The organism is Nonomuraea candida, from assembly GCF_000725485.1.
Lineage (GTDB): Bacteria > Actinomycetota > Actinomycetes > Streptosporangiales > Streptosporangiaceae > Nonomuraea > Nonomuraea candida.
In genome coordinates this window covers 161,024-183,585 of sequence record NZ_JOAG01000013.1, presented here as the reverse complement: position 1 = coordinate 183,585, position 22,562 = coordinate 161,024, and the positions used below count along the sequence as shown (strand labels likewise).

Sequence of the window (22,562 nt, the reverse complement as noted above, 5' to 3'; positions counted from 1 at the left end):
CCACCGGGGCGTCCAGCGCGACGCGGCCCTCGGCCACGAGCTGGAGCACGACGGTGGCGGTGAAGGTCTTGGTGTTGCTGCCGATCCGCACGTGCCCGTCGGCCGGCGGCTCGGAGTTCCCGCCCAGCTCGGCCGCTCCGGCGCCGGCGACCCACTCGCCGCGCTCGTCGTTCACCCGCAGCGACACCCCGACGAAACCGGCGTCGATCATGTCCTGGAGGATCGTGCGCAGCTCGGGGCGGTCCTGGCCGGTGTGCTCGTTCTGGTGGGCGAGGGTGCTGGACATGGCGGCGTGCTCCTTCAAAGGTGGAATCTCAAGCGGACGGACAGATGACGGAAGGCTGTGTGGCTGGGCGCCAGGGGTGCCGAAGGGGATCGCCTCCGGGCTCGCAGCCACCACCGCCGAACCGTTCATGCGTCCACGATCGCCGAACGCTCTGATATCGGGCCGTCGCCGTCCTGACGCCGCCCTGACATGGCCATGGAGGGCGGTGATGCCGGTGACGATGGACGGCACGACCGCGCCGGCCGGTCCGGCGTCAGCGGTGGCTGGATCAAGCATCACGCCAGGCAGTCCCGCGGATCAACGCCGACTGTCGCAACGCTCGTTAACCTGTGGTTGACGGTCTCGGCCGGGCAGCGGTCGGTCCCGGCCGTCCGGACTTCCGCCCCCGATCGCTCAAGACAAACCGATCGCCTCATGACAAAGGGTGAGCCGGCTCCTGCCGGCTCACCCTCAAGATTCCAGCGCCTTCCTAGCGGTTGTCGCCGATGACGAAGCCGGTGTGGGTGTCCACGTCCACGGCCGAGCGGGCCACCACGGCGCCGTCGCTGATCAGGGCGACGTGCAGCCGGCCGCTGGTCCAGCCCTCCGGCAGCTCCGCGCGCACCTCGGCGGCGGCGCTGAGCAGGAACGGCTTGGCCTCGATCCACGGGCCCTCGCCGTCGGGACCGGCAGCGGGATCGGCGGCGGGGGCGGTGAGGGAGGCGGGGGTGGCGCCGAAGACCGGGGTCCAGGCGGTGCGCAGCCGGCCGCTGACCGGCTCGGCACCGTGGTGCGAGACGCGCACCGGCACGCTCACCACGCGCGACTCGCTGAGCAGGTCGCGGCCGGGCGCGACGGGGACGACGTCGAACACCAGCGTGGTCGTGGCGTTCACGTCGGCCGGGTCCACCCCGGCCAGGTCCTTGGCCCGGCGCTCGAAGTCCAGCAGGCCGGCGAACTCGTGCTCGATGTCGTACAGCTCGGTGTAGACGTAGCCGGCCAGGCGGTCGTGGCGGCGCAACTCCTGGGTCTGCCAGCGCAGCTGCCAGCCGCGCTCGACGGAGGTGAAGCCGGTGCCGTACTCGCTGTTGAGGTTGGGCAGGCCGCGCAGCGGCTGGCCGGGGGCGCCCGCGAGCTTCTTGCGCACCACGAAGTCCGGGCCGAGCTTGACCGGGAAGTCGTCCTGGGAGCCGTCGAGCAGCGCGGCGACCGCCCGGCCCCAGGCGGCGGCGGACTCGTCGTAGTAGTGCCAGTCGAGCAGGTCGGTCTTGACGTGGGTCCAGCCGGAGTTGTCGACGGCCGGCCGGGCCGGGTCGAGCGCCTTGAGCACGTCGTACGCCCGCGCCACCGCCCGCTGCTTGGCCGGGTCGCCGGGGATGTCCCAGTCCAGGCCCCACTCCTCGTTGTACAGGCCCCAGATGACGATCGCGGGGGAGTTGCCGTCGCGCTCGACCATGGGCGCGATCTGCTCCTCGAACGCCGTCACCGACTCCTCCGAGAAGCGCCCCGTCGCGGCGGGCTCGGCCCACACCAGCAGGCCGAGCGTGTCGGCGTGGTGCACGAAGCGCGGGTCCTCCAGCTTGAGGTGCTTGCGTACCAGGTTGTAGCCGGCCCGCGCGGCCAGTTCGAGGTCGTGGCGGAGCGCGGCGTCGTCGGGCGGCGTGATGCCGGTGCGCGGCCAGTAGCCCTGGTCGAGCACGCCGCGCACGAACAGGCGCCGGCCGTTGAGGTAGAGGTCCTCGCCGATCACCTCGATCCTGCGCAGCCCGGTGTAGCCGGCGACGGCGTCGGTGCCGTCGGCCGAGGTCAGGACGGCGTCCACGTGGTAGAGGTGCGGGTCCTCGGGCGACCACAGGCGCGGCGCGGCCACCGGGATCGTGGCCCGCACGACCCGCTCCGCGCCGGCGGGCACGGCCTCCGAGCCCGCACCCGCTCCGGCGGCGGTCCCGGCGTGCGGGTCCGTTTCCGCGGGGGGCAGCTCGACGGCGGTGTCCGTGCCGCGCAGGGCGAGCCGGAGCGTGGCGCGCGCCGCCGCCGGGCCCGCCACCCTGGCCTCGACCTCGATGGCGTCCAGCCCCTCCGACGGGCGCAGCTTCAGCCCCGCCAGGTACGTCGCCGGCCTGGCCTCCAGCCAGACGCTCTGCCAGATGCCCGAGGAGGGCGTGAAGCACACGCCGTCGAAGTCGTCACGGGGCACGCTGCGCTGCTTGCCGTGCGCGATGTCCCGCTTGTCGAGCGGCGCGGCGACCCGTACGACGACCTCCTGCGACCCCTCGCGCAGCGCGTCGGTGACGTCGGCCTCGAACGGCGTGTAGCCGCCCCGGTGGGTGGCCACCTCGACGTCGTTCACCCACACGGTGGCCTCGTGGTGCACGGCCCCGAACTGCAGCACCACCCGCTGCCCGCGCCATGCGGCGGGCACGGTGAACGAGCGGCGGTACCAGGCCACGGGCAGCCAGTGGGCCTCGATGCCCGACGCGGGGGTCTCCCAGGCGAAGGGCACGGTGATGGTCCGGTTCCAGTCCGGGTCGGTGTCGGCCCGGAAGTCCCACGCGCCGTTCAGGCTCGACCAGGTGTGCGACCGGTCGAAGTGGGGGCGGGGGTATTCCGCACGCGGCGTCATGATGCTCCGTTTCATGTGATGGGGTCAGCCCTTGACGCTGCCCGCGAGGATGCCGTTGATGAAGTGGCGCTGCAGCAGGACGAAGATCACCAGCAGCGGCAGCATGGCGATGCTCCCCGCCGCCAGCAGCTCGCCCCAGACGGTGGCGAAGTCCGCGCCGATGCGGTTGCCGGTGACGTTCTGGGCCAGCGTGGACAGCACCACCTGGAGGGTCTGGTGCGCGGTGTCGTTGACGGCGACGACCGGCCAGACGAAGTCGTTGTAGACGTTCATGGTGGTCAGCACCGCCAGCGCGGCCAGGCCGGGCCGGATGACCGGCAGCACGACCTTGGAGAAGATGCCGAACTCGCCGGCCCCGTCCACCCGTCCGGCGTCGATCAGCTCGTCGGGGATGGCGGCGATCGTCTGCCGCATCCAGAAGATGCTGAACGCGTCGATGCTGCCCGGCAGGATCAGCGCCTGGTAGGTGTTGACCCAGCCCAGCGCGCTCATCTCCAGCAGCAGCGGGATGATGAGCACCAGCGTCGGCAGCATCAGCGTCAGCATGACCACGCCGAAGAGCAGGTTCTTGGCCGGGAAGTCATACTTGGCGAAGGCGTAGCCGGCCAGCGGGCAGAAGAACATCGTCATCGCGCCCTTGACCAGCAGCACCAGCGCCGTGTTGGCGAACCCGGTGCCGATCGGCACGTCGGCGAACATGGCGCGGTAGTTGTCCAGTGTCAGCTCGCCGATGGACAGCGGGCTGGAGATGATCTCGGCCGCGGGCTTGAACGAGGAGCTGACCGCCCACCAGATCGGGTAGAGGAACACGATCGCGAGCACCGCCAGCACCACGTACTGAGCGATGCCGGGTTTGGCCTGGTTCATGACACCTCGTCTTTCGGGCGCAACATCCTGACCGACGCCAGCGACAGGCCGAAGACCAGCAGGACCAGCAGGAACGAGTTCGCCGCGCCGGTGCCCAGGTCGGAGGCCGTGATGTGGTCGTAGAGGTGGAGACCCGCGGTGGTGGTGGAGCCGTACGGGCCGCCCTCGGTGACGACGTGCGGCTCGGCGAACATCTGAAAGACGGCCAGCGTCTGGATGACCACGAGGAAGGCCATGCTCCGGCGCACCAGCGGCACGGTGATCGACCAGAACTGGCGCAGGCGGGAGGCGCCGTCGAGGGAGGCGGCCTCGTACACGCCGCCGGGGACGGCCTGGAGGCCCGCGAGCAGGATGATGATCGCGAACCCGGTGGTCTTCCACAGGAACAGCAGCGCCAGCGTCGGCTTGGACCACGCCGTGGTGGTCAGCCAGCCCACGTCGGGCAGGCCCACCAGGTTGAGCAGGTAGTTGACCAGGCCGTAGTCCTGGTCGAACACCACGATCCACACCTGCGCCATGGCCACCACCGGGGTCACGAACGGCGCGATGAAGGCCACCCGGAAGAACCCGCGCAGCCGCAGCCTGGCGTTGGCCAGCAGCACCGCGCCGCCCAGCCCGGCCACGATCTGCAGCGGCACGATGAGCAGCCACATGACGGCGCTGTTGCCGAGCGAGGCCCAGAAGTCGGGGCTGGTCAGCAGGTAGAGGTAGTTGTCGAGGCCGACCCAGCGGGCCTGGCTCCCGCCTCGCCAGCGCATGAAGCTGAGCTGCAGGGCGTAGATCAGCGGATAGAGCCCGAACGCGGCGAAGACCACGAAGAACGGGGCGATGAACAGGTACGGCGTCAGCCGGATGGACCCGATCCTCATGAGCGGTCGATCAGGTTCCGCTGGATCTTCTCGGCCGACTCGGAGATCACTTGGTCAGGGGTCATCTTGCCTTCCATCAGGCGTTGCACGTTGTTGCCGAGGTAGTCCACCGACTGCGCCCACCACCACGGGATCGGCGCGGCGGCCGGGATGGTCTCGGCGGCCTCGACGGCGACCTTCCACAGGTCCTGGCCGCCGAGCGCCTCGATCGGCCGGAACAGCGGCTTGGCCGGGTCGAGCGCGGGCCGGTAGCTGGGGATCGAGGTGGACAGGCCGCCGGGGTAGATGTCGTTGGGGCCGTACACGGCGGTGTAGCCGGGCTCCTTGAAGCACAGGAACTCGTACAGCAGCCAGGCCAGCTCCGGGTTCTTGGCCTTGGCCGGGATGATGAAGCTGCTGCCGCCCATCGCGCCGCTGCGCGCGCCGCCCGGCGTCCAGGCCGGCAGCGGCGCGGCCCGCCACTTGCCCTTGGTCTTCTTCAGGAGCTGCTGCGGCGCGAACGACCACCAGATCGCCCACGGCACGAACACCTGCTGCCCGTTGTCGAGCGTGTTGACGTCGGCCTGCTCCAGGTAGGGAGCGTGGGTGACCAGGCCGTCATCGACCGCACCGCGGATCCAGGTGAGGATGCGCCGGTATTCCGCGGAGTCGAGGCGCAGCCTGCCCTGCGCGTCGCTGAGGCTCGTGCCCTGCTGGTTGGCCAGCATCTCCAGCCAGAGCTGGCTGAGGAAGGGCGTCTTCTCCAGGTGGATGGGCGCGGTCCTGGGGTCCTTCTCCTTGATCGTACGGGCCGCCGCCAGCAGGTCGTCGTACGTCGCCAGCCCCGCCGGATCGACCCCCGCGCTCTCCAGGATGTCCTCGCGATACCAGAGCAGCCCCGGGTCGAGGTCCCACGGCACGCCGTAGATCTTGCCGTCCACGGTGTTGACCGACAGCTTGTACGGCGAGGTCTGGTCCTGGTACGGCGCGATCAGGTCCGTCAGGTCGTAGAGGTGCTCGGCCTGCCCGCCGATCTTGGCGTCGTCCCAGAAGCTGCCGTCGGGCACGTCGGTGCCGCTGATCAGGGTGTTGGCCAGCTTGGCGTCGATGTCGACGGCCTGGTGGTTCACCGTGACGTTCGGGTACGCCTGGCGGAACTTGGCGATCGCGGCGTCGAACACCTTGAACAGGTCGCCCGAGCGGTTCCAGATGGTGATCTCGCCCTTGGCGGCGGACGCGGACGCACTCGGCCGGGCCAGCCTGCTGGGTTGCGTGCCCGTCCCGCCCGGCGCCGCGCACGCGGCCAGCGAGCCGGTCGCGGCGAGCGCGCCGATGCCGAGAGCTCCCTTGAGGAAGCCGCGGCGGCCGATGGGGGTTGTAGTCATCTTCGACTCCTCGCCGGACGGGGAAATGCGATGTGAGGGCTCTGCAACGATGCAGACATCATGCATACTCGTCTGCAACGATGCAAGAGTTGATTTAGGATCTTCCCAATTCCAGCAGCCGGAGGTATAGGAGACGCATGGCCGGTCCAACCCTGCGCGACGTCGCCAAGCGGGCGAACGTGTCCATCCGCACGGTCTCCAACGTCGTCAACGGTTACGCGCCGGTCTCCGACGAGCTGCGGGCCCGGGTGCAGGTGGCGCTCGACGAGCTCGACTACCGCCCCAACCTCATCGCCCGCAACCTCAAGCAGGGGCGCACGGGCATGATCGCGCTGGTGGTGCCCGAGCTGGACGTGCCCTACTTCGCCGAGCTGGCCCGCGAGGTGATCAGGGCCGCCCGCGCCCAGGGCTACGTGGTCATGGTCGACCAGACCGACGGCGACGGCGACAGGGAGCGCGAGCTGCTCGGCCGCGACTCGCGCGCCACCATGTTCGACGGCCTGCTGCTCAGCCCGCTGTCGGTCTCGGCCGACGAGCTGCGCGCCCGCGCCCACCGCGTCCCGATCGTGCTGCTCGGCGAGCACATCTTCAACGGCAGCTTCCCGCACGTGGCCATCGACAACGTGAGCGCCGCCCGCGACGCCACCACGCACCTGCTGGAGCTGGGCCGCCGCCGGGTGGCCGCGATCGGCGACCAGCCGTACGCGACGGGCGAGACCGCCCAGCTGCGCACCTCGGGCTACCGGCAGGCGCACCTGCGCGCGGGCCTGGAGGTGGACGAGGAGCTGATCGTGTCCACCCCGCACTTCCACCGGCGGCTGGGCGCCGAGGCCATGGAGCGGCTGCTGGCCCTGCCCGAGCCGCCCGACGCGGTGTTCTGCTACAACGACCTGCTCGCCCTGGGCGCGATCAGGGCGCTGACCAGGGCGGGCCGCCGCGTCCCCGACGACGTGGCGGTGGTCGGGCTGGACGACATCGAGGAGGGCCAGTACAGCACCCCCAGCCTGACCACGATCGCCCCGGACAAGGGGGAGATCGCCCGGCGGGCGGTGGACACGCTGCTGGAGTCGATCCGCGGCACGGCCGGCGCGCCCGCCGAGATCGTGGTCCCGCACCGGCTGATCGTCAGGGAGAGCACCGCAGGCGAGGCCGCCCCACACTGACAGCCCAGGTCGCCGGGGCGGCGGCGGTAGCGCGGGCACTACCCCGGGCGCTCGCCGCAGCGCCCGTGTGCGCGGGGCCGGTCGCGGCTTGGATGATCGGTATGACGAACGAGATCCCCGGCCGCTGGGCCGAGGGCGCCGGGCTGGTGCTGGGGCCGCTCCTGACGGCCGCCGGAGTGCTCACGCGCCTCGGCCAGGACGACTTCTTCCCCGGCCAGCTCGCCGCCCACGCCGCCCACCCCGGGCGGATGGCCTGGTCCTACGGCCTGTTCGCGGCCGGGATCGTGCTGCTGTGGCCCGCCGCGACCGCGCTCGGCCGGCGCATCGGGGCCACCCGGCCCGGCTGGGCGCGGTGGGGCGTCACGCTGGTCGTGCTCGGGCTGTTCGGCCGGGTGTTCCACGCCGGGGTGAGCCACCTGGCCTTCCAGCTCGTGGACGTGCTCGGCCTGGAGACGGCCCGGCACGTGGTGGAGGGGACGTACGGCGCCTTCCACGTGTTCAAGGCGACCAACGTCTGCGTCATGGCGGGCTGGCTCGTGCTCGCGGTCGGCGCCCACCTGGCCGGGGCGCTGGGCCCGGTGCGGTGCGTGGCGCTGGGGCTGGCGGCGGCACTGCCGCTGGGCGTGCTCAAGGGCAGCACCGACCCGGTCTCGCTGCTGGCACTGGCCGGGCTGATCGTCGTGATGGTCCCCCTCGGCGTCGAGGCGCTGCGGCGGGGACCCGCGCCACGGTGGTGGGCGGCGGCCCTGACCGCGGCGTTCGTCCCGCTCGCGGTCCTGCTGGGCCTGGTGGGCTAGCCGGGCCCGGCCGGGCCGGATCGGCGTCCGCCGCGCGCCCGGGTCAGCCGGGTCCGGCCTGCCGGTCCCGGCGAAGCGGCCGGGCCCGGGAGAGCAGCGCCAGCGCCCCCGCGACCAGGTACGGCCAGCCGATCTCCCGGGTGAACAGCGGGTATAACAGGCTCGGCGCGGTGGCCGCCAGGATGGCCAGGAGACGGAACATCGGCAACCTCTCGCCGGCGAAATGATCAGCGGAGAGCGTATCCGACGGCCACGACACTCCCCGGAAAGGCTGCTCTCACCGGCGCACCGGGTCGCCGGCCGGGGCGGCGGCGGTGCTGCCCCTGGCGACCAGGACCGCCGCCGGCGCCGGCACGCGGCGCGGCCCGCCGCCCTCGATGACCTCGAACAGCAGGCGCAGGGCCTGCGCCCCGTAGGCGGGCACGTCGCGGCTCAGCACGGTCAGCGCCGGGCGTACGGCCTGGCACAGGGGCGAGTCGTCGCCCGCGACCAGCGACAGGTCGCGCGGCACGGCCACCCCCATCTCCCCGGCCACGCTCAGCCCGGCCACCGCCATCACGTCGTTGTCGTAGACGATGGCCGTGGGGCGGGGCGAGGAGCTGAGCACCCGCCGCGTCACGTGCGCGCCCGCCTCGCCCGTGCGGTCGGCGGGGATGACGGCGTGGGCCAGACCGGCCCGCTCGCAGGCCGCGGCGAACCGCTCGGCGCGCAGGACGGAGTGCAGCAGCCCGGCCGGCCCGCCCACCCGCGCCACCCGCCGGTGCCCGAGCCTCGCCAGGTGCGCGACCACCTTCTCGACCGCGTCACCCGGATCCGACCAGAAGTACGCCAAAGCCCCGCCCCCACGCCCCCCGGCCTCGCACCCGAGCTCACCGGTCCCGAGCTCACCGGTCCCGAGCCCGCCGGTCCCGAGCCCGCCGGTCCCGAGCCCGCCGGTCCGGGTGCCAGACCCGGAGGGGGCGGCGGCCGGGGCGTCCGGGGGGCCGAGGATGACGGCGGGCAGGCCCAGGGCGGCCAGTGCCCCGGGGCGCGGGTCGGCCACCCGCAGGTCGCAGACGATCACCCCGTCCACCCGGCGCTCCCCGTGCCAGCGCCGGTAGACGTCCAGCTCCTCCTCGGGCCCGCCGGTGAACTGCAGCACGAGCCCGAACCCCCGCCCCGCCAGCTCGGCCTGCACGCCGCCGATCAGCCGCCGCCGGAAGCTCTCGACGGCCAGGCCGGGCGCCGGCCGGGACAGGACCAGCCCGATGGCGTGCGCGGCCGCGCCGTGCAGGGCCTGGGCGGGGACGCTGGGGTTGAAGCCGGTCTCGGCGGCGATGCGCAGGATGCGCTCGCGCACGGCCTGCGACACCCCGGGCCGGCCGTTGAGCGCGTAGGAGACCGCCACGCGGGAGACGCCGGCGCGACGGGCGATGTCGCTCATCGTCGTGCGCCGCCCCATCCGCTCCTCCACCAGGGAAATGGTAGCCCCGGCTCAGGGGGCGGCGGCCGTGCTGCGCCTGGCCACGAGCCGGGCCGTCGCGTCCTGGAAGGAGCCGGGTGAGCGGCCGTCGAGCAGCTCGACCAGCGTGCGGGCGGTGTGTACGCCGTACGCCTGCACGTCCCTGGACAGCGCGGTCAGCGTGGGGAAGACCATCTCGCAGAGCTGCGAGTCGTCGCCCGCCACGATCGACAGCTCCCGTGGCACCTCCACGCCGAGCTGCCCGGCCACGCTCAGCCCGGCCGTGGCCATGACGTCGTTGTCGTAGGTGATCGCGGTCGGCGGCGCGGCGGCGGCGAGCAGGTCGCGGGTGGCCTGCGCGCCGGCCGCCCAGGTGTAGTCGGTGTCGACGACCGTGGTGGGGGAGAGCCCGTGCCGCTCCATGGCGGCGTGGAAGGCGGCCGTGCGCACCTGCGTGTGCTCCAGCGCGGGCAGCCCGGCGACCCGGGCGATGCGCCGGTGGCCGAGCCCGACCAGGAAGTCGACGGCCTCGGTCACCGCGGCGGCGTCGTCGTTCCAGACCGCCGGCATGCCGCCGGGTCGGGGCCGGCCGACCAGCACGGCGGGGACGCCCATCGACTCCAGCACCGGCAGCCGCGCGTCGTCGGCCCACAGGTCCATGACGATCAGCCCGTCGATCCGCCGCTCGGCCCACCAGTCGGTGATGGCCTCGATCGAGCGGGCGTGGTCGGGCACGACCTGCAGCAGCAGCGCCGTACGCGTCAGCGCCAGCTCGCTCTCCACCCCCGCGATGAACTTCATGAAGAACGGCTCCACCCCCAGCGTGTCGGCGCTGCGGGCGATGACCAGCCCGACGGTGTGGGCCCGCGACTCCGACAACCCGCGGGCGGCGGCGCTGGGCCGCCAGCCCATCTCGGCGGCGATCGCCAGGATGCGCCGCCGGGTGGCCTCCGAGACGCCCGGCCGGTCGTTCAGCGCGAAGGAGACCGCCCCGATCGACACGCCCGCCCGCGCGGCGATGTCGCTGATCGTCAGCCGTTTCACGGGCCTATCGTAGGCGGACATCCGCCGGGTTCACTTTGTCGCTCCGGCGGTGAATCCGTTGTAGACGAACCGTTGCAGCGCCAGGAAGATGACCAGGGTCGGCAGGATCACCAGCACCGCGCCGGCGGAGATGACCTCCCAGTGCGCGCCGAACGGCCCCTTGAACCGGAAGAGCGAGGTGGAGATCACGCCCAGCTCCTCCGACGGCATGTAGAGGAACGGGATGTAGAACTCGTTGTAGACGGTGATCCCCTTGATGATGACGACGGTCGCGATCGCGGGCTTGAGCAGCGGCAGGATGACCCGCCGGTAGATGGTGAACGAGCCGGCCCCGTCCATCCTGGCGGCCTCGTCGAGCGAGACCGGGATGTTCCTGATGAACTGCAGGAAGATGTAGATGGCCACGATGTCGGTGCCCATGAACAGCAGGATCGGCCCCCACCGGGTGTCGAAGAGCCCGAACGCGTCGATCACCTCGAAGGTGGCCACCTGCGTGGTCACCCCGGGCACCAGCGTGGCGACGAGGAACAACGCCAGCACCAGCTTCTTGGCCCGGAAGGCGAACCGGTCGATCGCGTACGCCGACATCGACCCGATGAGGATGGTCCCGGTGATCGAGAACAGCAGGATGAAGGCGGTGTTCCCGAAGGCGGCCAGCATGTTCCCGTTCGCGAAGGCGATGCGGTAGTTCTCCAGGTTGAACCAGCTCGCCGGCAGCGCCAGCACGTCGCCGGCGGCCATCTCCTCGGGCGTCTTGAACGACGTGCCGAACATCGTCAGCAGCGGCAGCAGCACCACCGCCGCCGCGGCGACGAGCGAGAGATACTTCAGTGCCGCCATCGGCAGGCGCGCGCTCATGTGCTCGGCGTCCTCTCCTCGGGCACGAGCCGCCGCTGCACCCAGGTGATCAGCAGGATGACGACCAGCAGCACCACGGCAGCCGCCGAGGCGAGCCCGGTCTTGTTGAACTGGAAGGCCAGCTTCACGGTCTGGATCACGAACGTCTTGGTCTCGCCGGAGCCGCCGGTCATGATGTACGGGATCTCGAAGACCGACAGCGCGCCCGCCACGCCCAGGATGACGCTCAGGCTGATGATCGGCCGGATGCTCGGGATGATGATGTGCCACATGATCTGCGGCCGGCTCGCCCCGTCCAGCATGGCGGCCTCGTGCAGCTCCGACGGCACCGACTGGATGGCGCCGAGGAAGAGCACGAAGTTCAGCCCCATGAAGCGCCAGACGGAGACCCCGGACAATGAGACGTTGGCCAGGTCCGGGTTGCCCAGCCAGAGGATCTCCGCGTCGACGCCGACCAGCCGCAGCACCTGGTCGAGCGTGCCGCCGGGCTGGAACAGGTAGAGGAAGACGAACGCGACCGCGACCCCGTTGAGCAGGTAGGGGAAGAAGATGACGCCCTTGAAGAAGCCGCGCAGGCGCGTGCCGAAGCTGAGCACGGCCGCGAAGTAGAGCGCCAGCGCGATCTGCGCGAACGAGGCGACCAGGTAGAACAGGCTGGTGGCGAAGACCGAGAACAGCTCGGGGCGGGTGAAGAGCTGCACGTAGTTGTCCAGGCCGACGTAGGAGCGGTCGGGGCTGACGCCGTCCCAGTCGGTGAAGCTGTAGGAGATCATGCTCACGACGGGGACGTACGTGAACGTCACCAGCATGATCAGCGGCACGGCCAGGTACAACCAGGGGGTCACCCGCCGCCACCGGCGCGGCGGCGTGGCCGCGTGCCGCGCCGGTGGGGGTGCGGATCTGGCGGAGCGCACGGACAGACCGGTCATCGGGGTCATCCGCCGAGGGCCATGGCCTCGGCCCACTTGCCGGCCAGCTCCCGGAAGGCGCCGGCGAGGTCGCCCTTGGCGGCCCCGCGGGCGATGTCCACGAGCTTCTGGCGGTATTCGGGCTTGGTCAGCCCCACCTCGGCGGCGTTGTCGATCGTGGTGACCTTGCCCGAATCGGCCTGGGACAGCTCGAAGAACTCCACCCCGGCCGCCTCGAACGGCTTGAGCGCCGTCGGCAGCGGCGCGCCGCGCACGCTGGAGATGCCCTGCACGTCGGCGGCGAAGGTGGACTTGTCGAGCACCCAGTCCAGCCAGGCGCGGGCGGCCTGCTGGTTCTGCGAATGCTTGTTGATCGCGTAGACGTAGTCGGGGGTCGTGGGGGCGCAGAACTTGCCGTTCACCTGCGCGGGGAAGGGCATGTAGCCGATGCTGTCGGGGCTCTTGCCGGCCTTCTCGGCCGCCGCCCGCATCTGCACGATCGACCAGGAGCCGAGGAACATGCTGGAGATCTTGCCGTTGGCCAGCAGGCTCTTGCTGTCCTCCCAGTTGGTGGTGGTCGGGTCGGGCTCGGACAGCTTGCGGCTGACGATGTCGAACAGCAGCGTGTCGGAGACGTTGAGGTCGCTGCCCGCCGCCCAGGGGTCGCGGGAGGTGGCCAGCTTGTCGTTGGCCTTGGGGTCGCAGGTGATCGCGCCCATCGCGCCCTGCCAGCCGCTCAGCGGCCAGCCGTCCTTGTAGTTCGTGTAGTACGGGATCGCGCCCGTCTTGTCCTTGACCGCCTGCAGCGCGGTGAGGAACTCGGCGGGCGTCTTCGGCCACTCGGTGACGCCGGCCTTGGCCCACAGGTCCTTGTTGTAGACGAAGCCGTTGACCACGCCGAAGGAGGTCAGTCCGTACACGGTGCCGTCGACCGTGCCCTTCTCGGTGAACTGATATTTCTTGCTCAGTTCAGCGGCGGGGCCGAGCGAGGAGAAGAACTTCGGATAGTCGTCGCGGCTGACGGTGCTCGGGATGAGCAGGACGTCACCGTAGTTCTCGGTGTTCATCCGGATTTTGACTTCACCCTCGTAATCGGTGATCCCGTCGAACTTGACCGTGATGCCGGGGTGTGTCTTGTTGAACTCGGCGGCGTACTTCGCCAGCGTGCCGTCGGTCACCATGTCGGTCCTGTTGGTCAGCACGGTGATCTCGCCGGTCGCCTTGGCCGGGTCGGTCGGTGCGGAAGCGCTGGCAGAGGGCCCGCCGGCGCTCGTGCCGCCGCCGCAGGCCGCGGTCAGGAGCACCGCGGCCAGCGTGGCGCCGGCCAGTGCTTTGCGTTGCATGTCCATGGTCTCCGTCCTCAGGGGTTTCGCGCGGGCCGACCGGACGGCACAGGGCGCGATGAGGAACTAAAGCGCTTCAGTTCAAGTGGACGGAATCGTCCGCCGCTAAAGTGCGAGATGTAAAGACATGCTGTGGCTATGTTGCTTAACCGTTACATTTACATTTCAACCATAGGGGGTGCGGTGCTGCCCCGGGGCGTGAGGTGGGCCGGCTCGCCGTGCACGTCCCCGGCCGGCGCGCCGTCCATCGCCGACAGCAGCAGCCGGGCCGCGTGCACGCCGTACGCGCCGATGTCGCGGGTCAGCGCGGTCAGCGGCGGGTGCAGCAGGTGGCAGATCGGCGAGTCGTCCCAGGCCACGATGGACAGGTCGGCCGGCACGGACAGGCCCAGCTCCTGGGCCGTGGTCAGGCCCGCGATGGCCATGATGTCGTTGTCGTAGATCAGCGCGGTCGGCCGGTCGGGGGCGCCGAGCAGCAGGCGGGTGGCCCGCGCGCCGTCCTCGGCGCTGTAGTCGGTGGGCACGGTGCGCGCGCTCAGCCCGAGCCGCGCGCAGACCTCGTCGAACGCCTTCGTGCGCAGCGCCGTGTGGGCCAGCTCGGAGATGCCGCCCACCCTGGCGATCCGGCGATGGCCCAGCGCCGCCAGGTATTCCACGGCCTCCACCATGGAGACGTCGTCGTCGGACCAGATGCTGGCCAGCCCGCCCGCGGCGGAGGGCGGGCCGATCGCGACGGCGGGCAGGCCCAGCTCGCGCAGGGCGCGCACCCGCTCGTCGTGCACGCGCAGGTCGCAGACCAGCACGCCGCCCACCCGGCTCTCGCTCCACCAGCGGCGATAGAAGTCGATCTCCTCGGCCTCGTGCGGCACCATCTGCAGCAGCAGCGCGTAGGAGCGGGTGGACAGCTCCGCCTCCAGGCCGCTGATCAGCTCCATGAAGAACGGCTCGACCCCCAGCGTGGCCGGCGGGCGCGGCAGGGCCAGGCCGACCACCTTGGCGTGCGCCCCGGCCAGGGCGCGGGCGGCGCTGTTGGCGCGGAAGCCGAGCCGGTCGGCGATGGCCAGGATGCGCCGCCTGGTCTCCTCGGAGACGCCGGGCTGCCCGTTCAGCGCGTAGGAGACGGCGCCCTTGGAGACTCCGGCCTCTCTGGCGATGTCCGCGATCGTCGGTCGCTTCACTGCTGGCCTCCTGAGCTTCAACGGTTAACCGATGGTACGACTGTTGACCGGAGATGTGGCGTACACATAGAGTCTGGCGGGCTTACTCGGTTTAGTAGAGCAGCATGGGGAGAATCACGTGTACCGTCCGCTGCACGACGGCTGGACCCTCCGAGCAGACGGCGACGACCCGCGCGGGCTCGCCGAGATCCCGGCGGCCGTGCCGGGCAGCGTGCACACCGACCTGCTCGCCGCCGGGCTCATCGAAGACCCCTACCGCGACGACAACGAGACGCGGCTGGGCTGGATCGGCCGGACCGACTGGGTCTACGCGACCGCCTTCGACTGGCACGACGACGGGCACGAGCGCGTCGATCTCGTCTGCGAGGGGCTCGACACGATCGCGACCGTGCGGCTCAACGGCCACATGCTCGGCGAGAGCGCCAACATGCACCGCACCTACCGCTTCGCGGCCCGCGAGGCGCTGCGGGAGGGGGCGAACCGGCTCGAAGTGCGTTTCCGCGCGCCGTACGCCTACGCCGAGGAGCAGCGGGCCCGGCACGGGGAGCGCCCCGGGCCCTACGACGAGCCCTATCCCTTCATCAGGAAGATGGCCTGCAACTTCGGCTGGGACTGGGGCCCCACGCTGGTGACCAGCGGCATCTGGCGGCCCATCGGGCTGGCCGGCTGGTCGGGCGCGCGCCTGGCCGAGGTGCGCCCGCTGGTGCGCGGCGACGGCGTGGACGTGCACGTACGCGTCGAGCGCAGCGGCGGCGACGCGCCCGTCACGGTCACCGCCGAGGTGGCGGGCGTCAGCGTCGAGGCCAAGCTGGAGCCGGGCGAGAGCGAGGCCGTGCTGCGCCTGGACGTGCCGCACGCCGAGCGGTGGTGGCCGCGCGGGCACGGCGCGCAGCCGCTCTACCCGCTGACCGTGCGCGCCGGCTCCGACGAGTGGCGGCGCGAGATCGGCTTCCGCACCGTCGAGCTGGACACCGACGCCTTCCGGCTGATCGTCAACGGCCGGCCGGTGTTCGTGCGCGGCTTCAACTGGATCCCCGACGACTGCTTCCCCGCCCGGGTCACCCCGCAGCGCCTGGCCGAGCGCTTCGGCCAGGCCCTGGAGACCGGGGCCAACGCGCTGCGGGTGTGGGGCGGCGGCGTGTACGAGTCGGAGGACTTCTACACCCTGGCCGACCGGGCGGGCCTGCTGGTCTGGCAGGACTTCCCGTTCGCCTGCTCGGCCTACCCCGAGGAGGAGCCGTTCCGCTCCGAGGTCGAGGCCGAGGCCCGGCAGAACGTCGCCCGCCTGTCCGCGCACCCGAGCCTGGTGCTCTGGTGCGGCAGCAACGAGAACGTCGAGGGTCACCAGCGCTGGGGCTGGCGCGAGCCGCTGGGGGACCGGAGCTGGGGCGCCGGGTTCTACTACGACCTGCTGCCGCGCGTGGTGGCCGAGCTGGACCCGACGCGGCCGTACTGGCCGAGCAGCCCCTACTCGGGCGATCCCGAGCGCGACGTGCTCGACCCCTCGACCGGCACCCTGCACATCTGGGACGTCTGGAACCGCGAGGACTACCTGCGTTACGGCGCCTACGAGCCGCGCTTCGTGGCCGAGTTCGGCTTCCAGGGGCCGCCCGCGTACGCCACGCTGCGCGCCGCCTCCTCCGACGAGCCGCTGACGCCCGACTCCTCCCACCAGAAGGCGGACGACGGGCAGGCCAAGCTGCTGCGCGGCCTCGGCGGCCACCTGCCGCAGCCGGAGACGTTCGACGACTGGCACTACTACACCCAGCTCAACCAGGCGCGCGCGATGGCGTACGGGGTGGAGCGGTTCCGGGCGCTGATGCCGTACTGCATGGGCACGATCGTCTGGCAGCTCAACGACTGCTGGCCGGTCACGTCCTGGGCCGCCGTGGACGGCGCGGGCCGCAGGAAGCCCCTGTGGTACGCGCTGCGCCGCTCCTTCGCCGACCGCCTGATCACCCGGCTGGACGCCGACGTCGTCCTGGTCAACGACACCGACGAGGAGTGGGCGGGCACGCTCGACCTGGCCGCGCGCGACCTGTCGGGCACGGCCATCGCGGAACGCGCCGAGCAGGTCACCGTCCCCGCCCGAGGCACGCTGCGCCTCGCGCCGCCGCAGGCGGACGGGGCCCTGTTCGTCACCGCCGCGCTGGACGGCGAGCGGGCGGTGTTCGCGCTGGCCGAGGACCCGGAGATGGGCTACCCCAAGGCCAAGGCGGCCGCGGTCGTGGAGCGGGAGGAGGGCGGTTACGCGGTGACCGTCACCGCCGCGACCGTCGTGCGCGAGCTGGCGATCTTCCCCGACCGGCTCGACCCGGCCGCGACCGTGGACGACCAGCTCGTCACGCTGCTGCCCGGGGAGAGCGTGACCTTCCACGTCACGACGGGGGAGGAACTGGACCCGGAGGCGCTCACCTCGTACCCGGTGCTGCGCTGCGTCAACGAGACCTGAGGAAAACCACAGCCCGATCGGGGTACGCGCATCATTCCGGCCGCAGGGTCCGGAAACCTAGCCTTCCCGATCATGATGGGAAAGTTGTTCGACGTCCCCCGCCGCGTGACGGCGGGGGTGCTGGCCCTGCTCGCGCTGGCCGGCGTGATCGTGCTGACCGCCATGACGAACAGCACGATGCAGCCGCTGCCCGCCTCCGCCCCGGCCGAGCGGTTCAGCGCCGAGCGGGCCGTGCGGCACCTTGAGCGGTTCGCCACCCGGCCGCGGCCGATCGGCAGCGCGGCCGGCGCGCGGGCCAGAGACTACCTGGCCGGCCAGTTGCGGGCCGCGGGGCTGGAGGTGGCGGTCCAGCGCGCCGTGGGGGCGAACTCCTCGACGGGGCTGGCGGCGTTCGGGCAGGTGCACAACGTCGTGGCCACCCGGCGCGGCACCGACCCGACCGGCACGGTGGTGATCGCCGCCCACTACGACTCCGCCGCGATGGGCCCCGGCGTCTCCGACGACGCGGCCGCCGTGGCGTCGATGCTGGAGACCGTGCGCGCGCTCGGTGACACCCGGCTCCGCAACGACCTGGTCTTCCTGATCACGGACGGCGAGGAGGACGGCGTGCTCGGCGCCGAGGCGTTCGTCAGGGAGCATCCGCTCGGGCGCGCCGGGGGCGTGCTGCTGAACTGGGAGGCGCGCGGGGTCAGCGGCCCCTCGCTGATGTTCGAGACCTCGAAGGACAACGCCGGGCTGGTGGCGGCGTTCACCGGGGCCGTGCCGTACCCGCGGGGCGACTCCATGATGGTCGAGCTGTACCGGCTGCTGCCGAACAACACCGACTTCACCCCGCTGACCAAGGCCGGGTTCACCGGCATGAACTTCGCCTACATCCAGGACTCCTCGCGCTACCACACGGCCGACGACTCCCTCGCCCTGCTCAACCGGGGCAGCCTGCAGCACCACGGCACGAACATGCTGGCCCTGGCGCGCGCCCTCGGCGCGGCCGACCTGCCCGCGCTGGACGCCGACCACGACGTGACCTACTTCCGGCTCTTCGGTGTCATGGTCACCTACCCGAACGCGCTGGTCTGGCCGCTGGCCGGGCTGGGCGTGGCGGCGGTGGCCGGGCTGGCGCTGCTCGCGTGGCGGCGGCGGGTGGCCGGCCCGGCCCGGATCGTCGTCGGCGCGGTGTCGGCCGTGGTGCCGGTCGGGCTGGCGGCGCTGCTGGCGCAGGGGTTGTGGGAGCTGCTGGTGGCGGTGCGGCCCGACTACTACGGGATGGGCGGCCTGCTGCACCGGCCCGAGGCGTTCCGCGCGGCCGTGGCCGTGATGGCCGGGCTGGCGGTGCTGGGGTGGTATCTGACGCTGCGGCGCAGGGTCGGGCCCGCGGCGCTGGCCATCGGCGCGCTGGCCTGGCCGGCGCTGCTCGGCGTGGCGTGCGCGCAGATCGCGCCCGGAGCCTCCTTCATGTTCGCGCTGCCCGCCCTGTTCGCCGGCCTCGGCGGCATCGTCGCCCTGCTGCCGCCCAGAGGCGGGGTGGTGCGGGTGGTGGCGCTGACGGCGGGGCTGTCCGTGGCGGCGGCGTTGCTGCCCGCGCTGGCCCTGGTGGTCTTCGACGGCATGGGCCTGGCGCTCGGCGGGGTGAGCGCGGTGGTGCTGGCGTTGTTCGCGCTGACCGCGCTGCCGGTCGTCGAGCTGTGGCTGCCCGCCCCGGAGCGCCCGCTCGGCCGGCCCGTCGCGTTCGGGGCGCCGCTGGCCGCCGCCGCGCTGGCGGTCGCGCTGGTGCCCGCCGGGCTGGCGCTGGACGGCTTCGACGCGGCCAACCCGCGGCGTACGCACCTGGCGTACGTGATGGACGCCGACAGCGGCAGCGCCGGATGGGTCAGCGCCGACCTCGACCCGTCCGCCTGGACCAAGCAGTACGTCGCCGGCCGTGACACCTCCTTCCTGCCGCCCGGCTATGTCCGCGGCACCGGCCTGTGGACCGGCCGCGCCCCGGCGGTCGAGGCCGACGGGCCGACGGTAAGCGTGTTGTCCAAGAGCGGCGACACCTACCGGCTCAAGGTCACCGCGGGCAGGGGCGCGCGCTCCCTCACCCTGCGCGTCGAGCGGCCGATCGTCGAGGCCACCGCCAGGGCGGCCGGCCTGCGCCCGGTGACCGTGCCGGTGACCGGCGTCCGCGCGAACACCTGGCCGGGCGAGCTCCGCTTCCGCGGCATCCCCCGGGGCGGCGTGGAGCTCACCCTGCGCGTGGCGGGAGGCGCGGCGGGAAGCCCGGCGAGCGGCACCACAGGCGGCACGGCGAGTGGCACGGCGGACGCGGGCGGGTTGCGGGTGACCGCGATCGGGGAGCGGGACGGGTTCGCGGCGGTGCCCGGGTTCACGCCCATGCCGCCCGGCCTGGTGGCCGCGACCCGCGAGGACGGCGGCATCGTCGCGATCACCCGGACGTACCGGCTCTAGCGGGCGGCCGGGCGGGGGAGGGCGCGTTTGAGGATCTTGCCGGTGGGGCTCATCGGCAGCTCGTCCACGCACGACAGGCGGCGCGGATACTTGTAGGCGGCCACCCGCTCGCGTACGAAGTCGCGCAGCTCCTCGCAGCTCACCGGCGCGCGCAGGGCCACCACCGCCTCGATCTCCTCGCCCAGCTCGGGGTGCGGCACGCCGATCACCGCCGCCTGCCGCACCGCCGGATGCTCGTAGAGCACCTCCTCCACCTCGCGCGGATAGACGGTGTAGCCGCCGCGGATGATCACGTCGCGGCGGCGGTCCACCAGGAAGAGGTAGCCGTCCTCGTCCCGGCGCCCGAGGTCGCCGGTGTGGAACCAGCCGTCGCGGATGACCTCCGCCGTGGCCTCGGGGTCGTTCCAGTAGCCCTTCATGACGTTGGGGCCACGCACCACCAGCTCGCCGATCTCGCCGGTGGGCAGCTCGTGGCCGTCCTCGCCGACGACCTTGATCTCGACGTCCCTGATGGGCCAGCCGATCGAGCCGGGCCTGCGGTGCGCGCCGCCCCGGTTGGTCGCGGCGACGGGGGAGGTCTCGCTGAGCCCGTACCCCTCGACGATCTCGCAGCCGAACCTGGCCTCGTACGCGCGCAGCACGTCCAGCGGCAGCGCCGCCCCGCCCGACGCGCAGACCCGCAACATCGACAGGTCGGAGGCGCCCGGATGGTCGAGCAGCGCGATGAACATGGTCGGCACGCCCTGGAAGACGGTCACCCCGTCGCGCCTGATCACCTCCAGCGCCCGCCCGGGGTCGAAGCGGCCCAGCAGCGTCAGCCGCGCGCCCGCGTGCACGGTGGCGTTGAGCGAGCAGGTCTGGCCGAAGGTGTGGTAGAGCGGCAGCGCGCCCAGCACCACGTCGTCGACGCCGAGCGCGTGCATGCGCGCCACGGTGGCGGCGTTGCCGCCCAGGTTCGCGTGGGTCAGCTCGATGCCCTTGGGCCGGCCGGTCGTGCCGGAGGTGTAGTGGATGACGGCGGTGTCGTCGGCCGCCATGGAGGCGATCTCGCGCTCGGCCGCGACGCCGCGCAGCAGCCGGCGGAACTCCCCGGGGACGACGAAGAAGCAGTCGGTCCGCGTGCCGGCCGAGCCCGCCTCCGCCGTCTCGGCGAAGGCGTGCCAGGCGATCAGCAGCCGCGCCCCGCAGTCCCCCAGGTACGCGGCGATCTCCCGCCGCTTCAGCAGCGGGTCGAGCGGCACCACCACCGCCCCGATCCGCAGCACCCCGTAGTAGACGACGCCGAACTCCGGCACGTTCGGCAGCATGATCGCGACCCGGTCGCCGGGGCCGATCCCGCGGCACCGCAGCAGGGCGGCCAGGCGTGCGCTCAGCTCCTCCAGCACGCCGTAGGTGAGCTCCGCCTCGTCCAGCGTGAGAACCGCTCTGCCGCCGAGCCGGACGGCGGCGGTGTGGAGCCGGTCAGCGAGGTTCATGGAAAGACCGTACGTCCGATCTCCCACGGCTCTCATTGGTCGCGGCAGCCAGTCTTTCCCGCGCGGTATTGGTCGGCGGGCCCGGTACGGGCCGCGCGTCGTGCAGCGCGATCGCCACGAGCAGCTCGACAAGATCGTTGATCGAGCGCAGGCTCCGCCCGGTGCGCTCCTGGATCCGGCGCAGCCGGTACTGAGCGGTGTTGGGATGGATCTGGAGCTGCTCGGCCGCGGCCCGCAGGTTCAGGTCGGCGGCGGCGAACGCCCTGATCGTGGCCGTCAGCACGCCGCCGCGCGCCCGGTCCTCCGACAGCAGCGACGTGATGCGCGCGTCCACCAGGTTGCGCGCGGTGTCGTCGGCCTTCAGCGCCAGGTACTGGAACGGGGTGATCCTGGGCAGCGCCGCCACGCCGCCCTCCTCGGGCACGAACTCCAGCACGGCCCTGGCCTCCTCGTAGGCGGCCGGGATCTGCGCGGCGCCGGTGCAGACGGTGCTGACGCCCATGGCCAGCCGGATGCCCTCGGCGGCCAGGCCCGCCACCGCCGCCTGCAGCCGGTCGCACAGCTCCTCGGGGCCGTTGCCGGGGCCGAGCACGGGGATGGCCACGATCTCCGACTGGCGCACGACCGACAGCGTGCGCGTGCCGTTCCCGGCGATCCGCGCGACGGCCGCGCAGGCCACGTGCCTGGCGTCCTCGGGGTCGGCCGACAGCCCGGCCAGCACCGCGGTCACCACCAGCAGCGGCGTGCGCGCGTCGGGGGCCAGGCCGTGCGCCTGCGCCGCGGCCAGCTCCCTGCCGCGCGTGGGCACGGCGCCGGCCAGCAGCGTCTCCAGCAGGTCCCGGCTCTCGCGCACGGCCTCGGCCGCCGCGTACTGCTGGAACTCCATGTACGCGTTCGCCGCGTGCGTGCTGGCGAAGTCGCAGTACCTCATCAGCGGGGCCGCCAGCGACAGCGCCGCCTCGCAGCCGGCGAACCGCTGCCCCGACCGCTCGACCACGGCCTCCCAGAACACCTGCTGCCCGACCCGGAAGGCGTTGATGTAGTCGGCCAGCGCCACCCCGGCCCTGGCCCGGCGCATCGCCGCGCGCCGGGTGAAGGAGATGTCCTCGAACGTCACCGTGCGCTCCTCCAGGAGCACGGCCAGCTTGGCCCGGTAGTGCTTGGCCACCTGGTCCCGCACGTCGGCGTGGAAGGCCGGGCCCTGCGCCTCGTAGGCGGGGATCTCCGCGCGCATCGTCGCCACCGCGACGTCGACCAGCTCCGGCAGGGCGCTGAGCAGCTCGGACAGGATGCGGTTGCGTTCGGCGCGGACGGCGGCTTCCACGGTGCTCGAACCAGTGGACATGCCGGGATGATCCATGCCCATCGCCGCACGGTCAACGGGTTGTGACCGGTCCGAGACCCACCCTGTGCTCAGAGGACAACTCGCCGGGGACATCTTGGGTCACCGTGCCCAATGCGGCCCCT

Annotated in this window: 18 protein-coding genes; 4 read left to right on the top strand and 14 right to left on the bottom strand. The window is 72.2% G+C overall.

All coding sequences use genetic code 11. The annotated features are described in order from the left end of the window. From IO39_RS14345 to IO39_RS14325, 5 genes are all read right to left on the bottom strand, one after another. On the bottom strand, positions 1-286 hold a 286-nt coding region (locus IO39_RS14345; protein ID WP_157548325.1), incomplete at its 3' end, for a serine hydrolase. 469 nt (positions 287-755) lie between these two features. Further along, on the bottom strand, positions 756-2,888 hold the full coding sequence (locus IO39_RS14340) for a glycoside hydrolase family 2 protein (RefSeq protein ID WP_245641963.1): 2,133 nt from the start codon (positions 2,886-2,888) through the stop codon (positions 756-758). Between the two features lie 24 nt (positions 2,889-2,912). Further along, on the bottom strand, positions 2,913-3,755 hold the full coding sequence (locus IO39_RS14335) for a carbohydrate ABC transporter permease (protein WP_043621767.1): 843 nt from the start codon (positions 3,753-3,755) through the stop codon (positions 2,913-2,915). Beyond that, positions 3,752-4,624, bottom strand: coding sequence for a carbohydrate ABC transporter permease (locus tag IO39_RS14330; protein ID WP_043621764.1), 873 nt, complete (start codon positions 4,622-4,624; stop codon positions 3,752-3,754). Before IO39_RS14330 ends, IO39_RS14335 begins: the two co-directional genes overlap by 4 nt. Next, positions 4,621-5,988 (bottom strand): ABC transporter substrate-binding protein, encoded by a 1,368-nt coding sequence (locus IO39_RS14325; protein ID WP_043621761.1) that lies wholly within the window; start codon positions 5,986-5,988, stop codon positions 4,621-4,623. Before IO39_RS14325 ends, IO39_RS14330 begins: the two co-directional genes overlap by 4 nt. Positions 5,989-6,125: 137 nt before the next feature. Here IO39_RS14325 and IO39_RS14320 point away from each other — a divergent pair, with 137 nt between their 5' ends. Further along, positions 6,126-7,151 (top strand): LacI family DNA-binding transcriptional regulator, encoded by a 1,026-nt coding sequence (locus IO39_RS14320; RefSeq protein ID WP_043621757.1) that lies wholly within the window; start codon positions 6,126-6,128, stop codon positions 7,149-7,151. Positions 7,152-7,252: 101 nt separating this feature from the next. Continuing rightward, positions 7,253-7,948 (top strand): hypothetical protein, encoded by a 696-nt coding sequence (locus tag IO39_RS14315; protein ID WP_245641962.1) that lies wholly within the window; start codon positions 7,253-7,255, stop codon positions 7,946-7,948. Positions 7,949-7,991: 43 nt separating this feature from the next. Here IO39_RS14315 and IO39_RS54375 read toward each other — a convergent pair whose 3' ends face one another. From IO39_RS54375 to IO39_RS14285, 7 genes are all read right to left on the bottom strand, one after another. Beyond that, on the bottom strand, positions 7,992-8,150 hold the full coding sequence (locus IO39_RS54375; protein WP_157548323.1) for a hypothetical protein: 159 nt from the start codon (positions 8,148-8,150) through the stop codon (positions 7,992-7,994). 75 nt (positions 8,151-8,225) lie between these two features. Further along, a complete protein-coding gene (locus IO39_RS52575; protein WP_211267009.1) occupies positions 8,226-9,401 on the bottom strand; it encodes a LacI family DNA-binding transcriptional regulator in 1,176 nt (391 codons plus the stop codon). Positions 9,402-9,422: 21 nt separating this feature from the next. After that, positions 9,423-10,433 (bottom strand): LacI family DNA-binding transcriptional regulator, encoded by a 1,011-nt coding sequence (locus IO39_RS14305; protein WP_211267008.1) that lies wholly within the window; start codon positions 10,431-10,433, stop codon positions 9,423-9,425. 30 nt (positions 10,434-10,463) lie between these two features. Then, complete coding sequence (locus tag IO39_RS14300) at positions 10,464-11,291, bottom strand: carbohydrate ABC transporter permease (RefSeq protein WP_043621746.1); 828 nt, start codon at positions 11,289-11,291, stop codon at positions 10,464-10,466. Further along, positions 11,288-12,220, bottom strand: a complete 933-nt coding sequence (locus tag IO39_RS14295) for a carbohydrate ABC transporter permease (RefSeq protein ID WP_211267007.1) — start codon at positions 12,218-12,220, stop codon at positions 11,288-11,290. Before IO39_RS14295 ends, IO39_RS14300 begins: the two co-directional genes overlap by 4 nt. Positions 12,221-12,225: 5 nt before the next feature. Further along, the gene (locus IO39_RS14290; RefSeq protein ID WP_043621923.1) at positions 12,226-13,542 is read right to left on the bottom strand and encodes an ABC transporter substrate-binding protein; all 1,317 of its coding nucleotides are present in this window, start codon (positions 13,540-13,542) and stop codon (positions 12,226-12,228) included. 158 nt (positions 13,543-13,700) lie between these two features. Then, on the bottom strand, positions 13,701-14,720 hold the full coding sequence (locus IO39_RS14285) for a LacI family DNA-binding transcriptional regulator (protein WP_043621740.1): 1,020 nt from the start codon (positions 14,718-14,720) through the stop codon (positions 13,701-13,703). A gap of 118 nt (positions 14,721-14,838) precedes the next feature. Between IO39_RS14285 and IO39_RS14280 the strand changes: the two genes are divergently transcribed. Continuing rightward, the gene (locus IO39_RS14280) at positions 14,839-17,172 is read left to right on the top strand and encodes a glycoside hydrolase family 2 protein (RefSeq protein WP_043621736.1); all 2,334 of its coding nucleotides are present in this window, start codon (positions 14,839-14,841) and stop codon (positions 17,170-17,172) included. Between the two features lie 72 nt (positions 17,173-17,244). After that, positions 17,245-19,620 carry a M20/M25/M40 family metallo-hydrolase gene (locus IO39_RS14275; protein ID WP_043621731.1) on the top strand — a complete coding sequence of 792 codons (2,376 nt, stop codon included), beginning with the start codon at positions 17,245-17,247 and terminating at the stop codon, positions 19,618-19,620. On the opposite strand, the gene IO39_RS14270 is transcribed toward IO39_RS14275, so the two are convergent. After that, positions 19,617-21,095: a long-chain-fatty-acid--CoA ligase gene (locus tag IO39_RS14270; RefSeq protein WP_043621727.1), complete on the bottom strand. Its 1,479-nt coding sequence runs from the start codon at positions 21,093-21,095 to the stop codon at positions 19,617-19,619. The genes IO39_RS14275 and IO39_RS14270 overlap by 4 nt on opposite strands. After that, on the bottom strand, positions 21,082-22,440 hold the full coding sequence (locus IO39_RS14265; RefSeq protein ID WP_052422882.1) for a PucR family transcriptional regulator: 1,359 nt from the start codon (positions 22,438-22,440) through the stop codon (positions 21,082-21,084). Before IO39_RS14265 ends, IO39_RS14270 begins: the two co-directional genes overlap by 14 nt. Positions 22,441-22,562: the final 122 nt, after the last annotated feature.

Bases quoted from the DNA above. Each gene is read 5' to 3' on its own strand.
- IO39_RS14295 (WP_211267007.1), bottom strand. From the start codon at position 12,220: ATGACCGGTCTGTCCGTGCGCTCCGCCAGATCCGCACCCCCACCGGCG.
- IO39_RS14290 (WP_043621923.1), bottom strand. From the start codon at position 13,542: ATGCAACGCAAAGCACTGGCCGGCGCCACGCTGGCCGCGGTGCTCCTG.
- IO39_RS54375 (WP_157548323.1), bottom strand. From the start codon at position 8,150: ATGTTCCGTCTCCTGGCCATCCTGGCGGCCACCGCGCCGAGCCTGTTA.
- IO39_RS14330 (WP_043621764.1), bottom strand. From the start codon at position 4,624: ATGAGGATCGGGTCCATCCGGCTGACGCCGTACCTGTTCATCGCCCCG.
- IO39_RS14300 (WP_043621746.1), bottom strand. From the start codon at position 11,291: ATGAGCGCGCGCCTGCCGATGGCGGCACTGAAGTATCTCTCGCTCGTC.
- IO39_RS14270 (WP_043621727.1), bottom strand. From the start codon at position 21,095: ATGAACCTCGCTGACCGGCTCCACACCGCCGCCGTCCGGCTCGGCGGC.
- IO39_RS14320 (WP_043621757.1), top strand. From the start codon at position 6,126: ATGGCCGGTCCAACCCTGCGCGACGTCGCCAAGCGGGCGAACGTGTCC.
- IO39_RS14315 (WP_245641962.1), top strand. From the start codon at position 7,253: ATGACGAACGAGATCCCCGGCCGCTGGGCCGAGGGCGCCGGGCTGGTG.
- IO39_RS14265 (WP_052422882.1), bottom strand. From the start codon at position 22,440: ATGTCCACTGGTTCGAGCACCGTGGAAGCCGCCGTCCGCGCCGAACGC.
- IO39_RS14335 (WP_043621767.1), bottom strand. From the start codon at position 3,755: ATGAACCAGGCCAAACCCGGCATCGCTCAGTACGTGGTGCTGGCGGTG.
- IO39_RS14275 (WP_043621731.1), top strand. From the start codon at position 17,245: ATGATGGGAAAGTTGTTCGACGTCCCCCGCCGCGTGACGGCGGGGGTG.
- IO39_RS14340 (WP_245641963.1), bottom strand. From the start codon at position 2,888: ATGACGCCGCGTGCGGAATACCCCCGCCCCCACTTCGACCGGTCGCAC.
- IO39_RS14325 (WP_043621761.1), bottom strand. From the start codon at position 5,988: ATGACTACAACCCCCATCGGCCGCCGCGGCTTCCTCAAGGGAGCTCTC.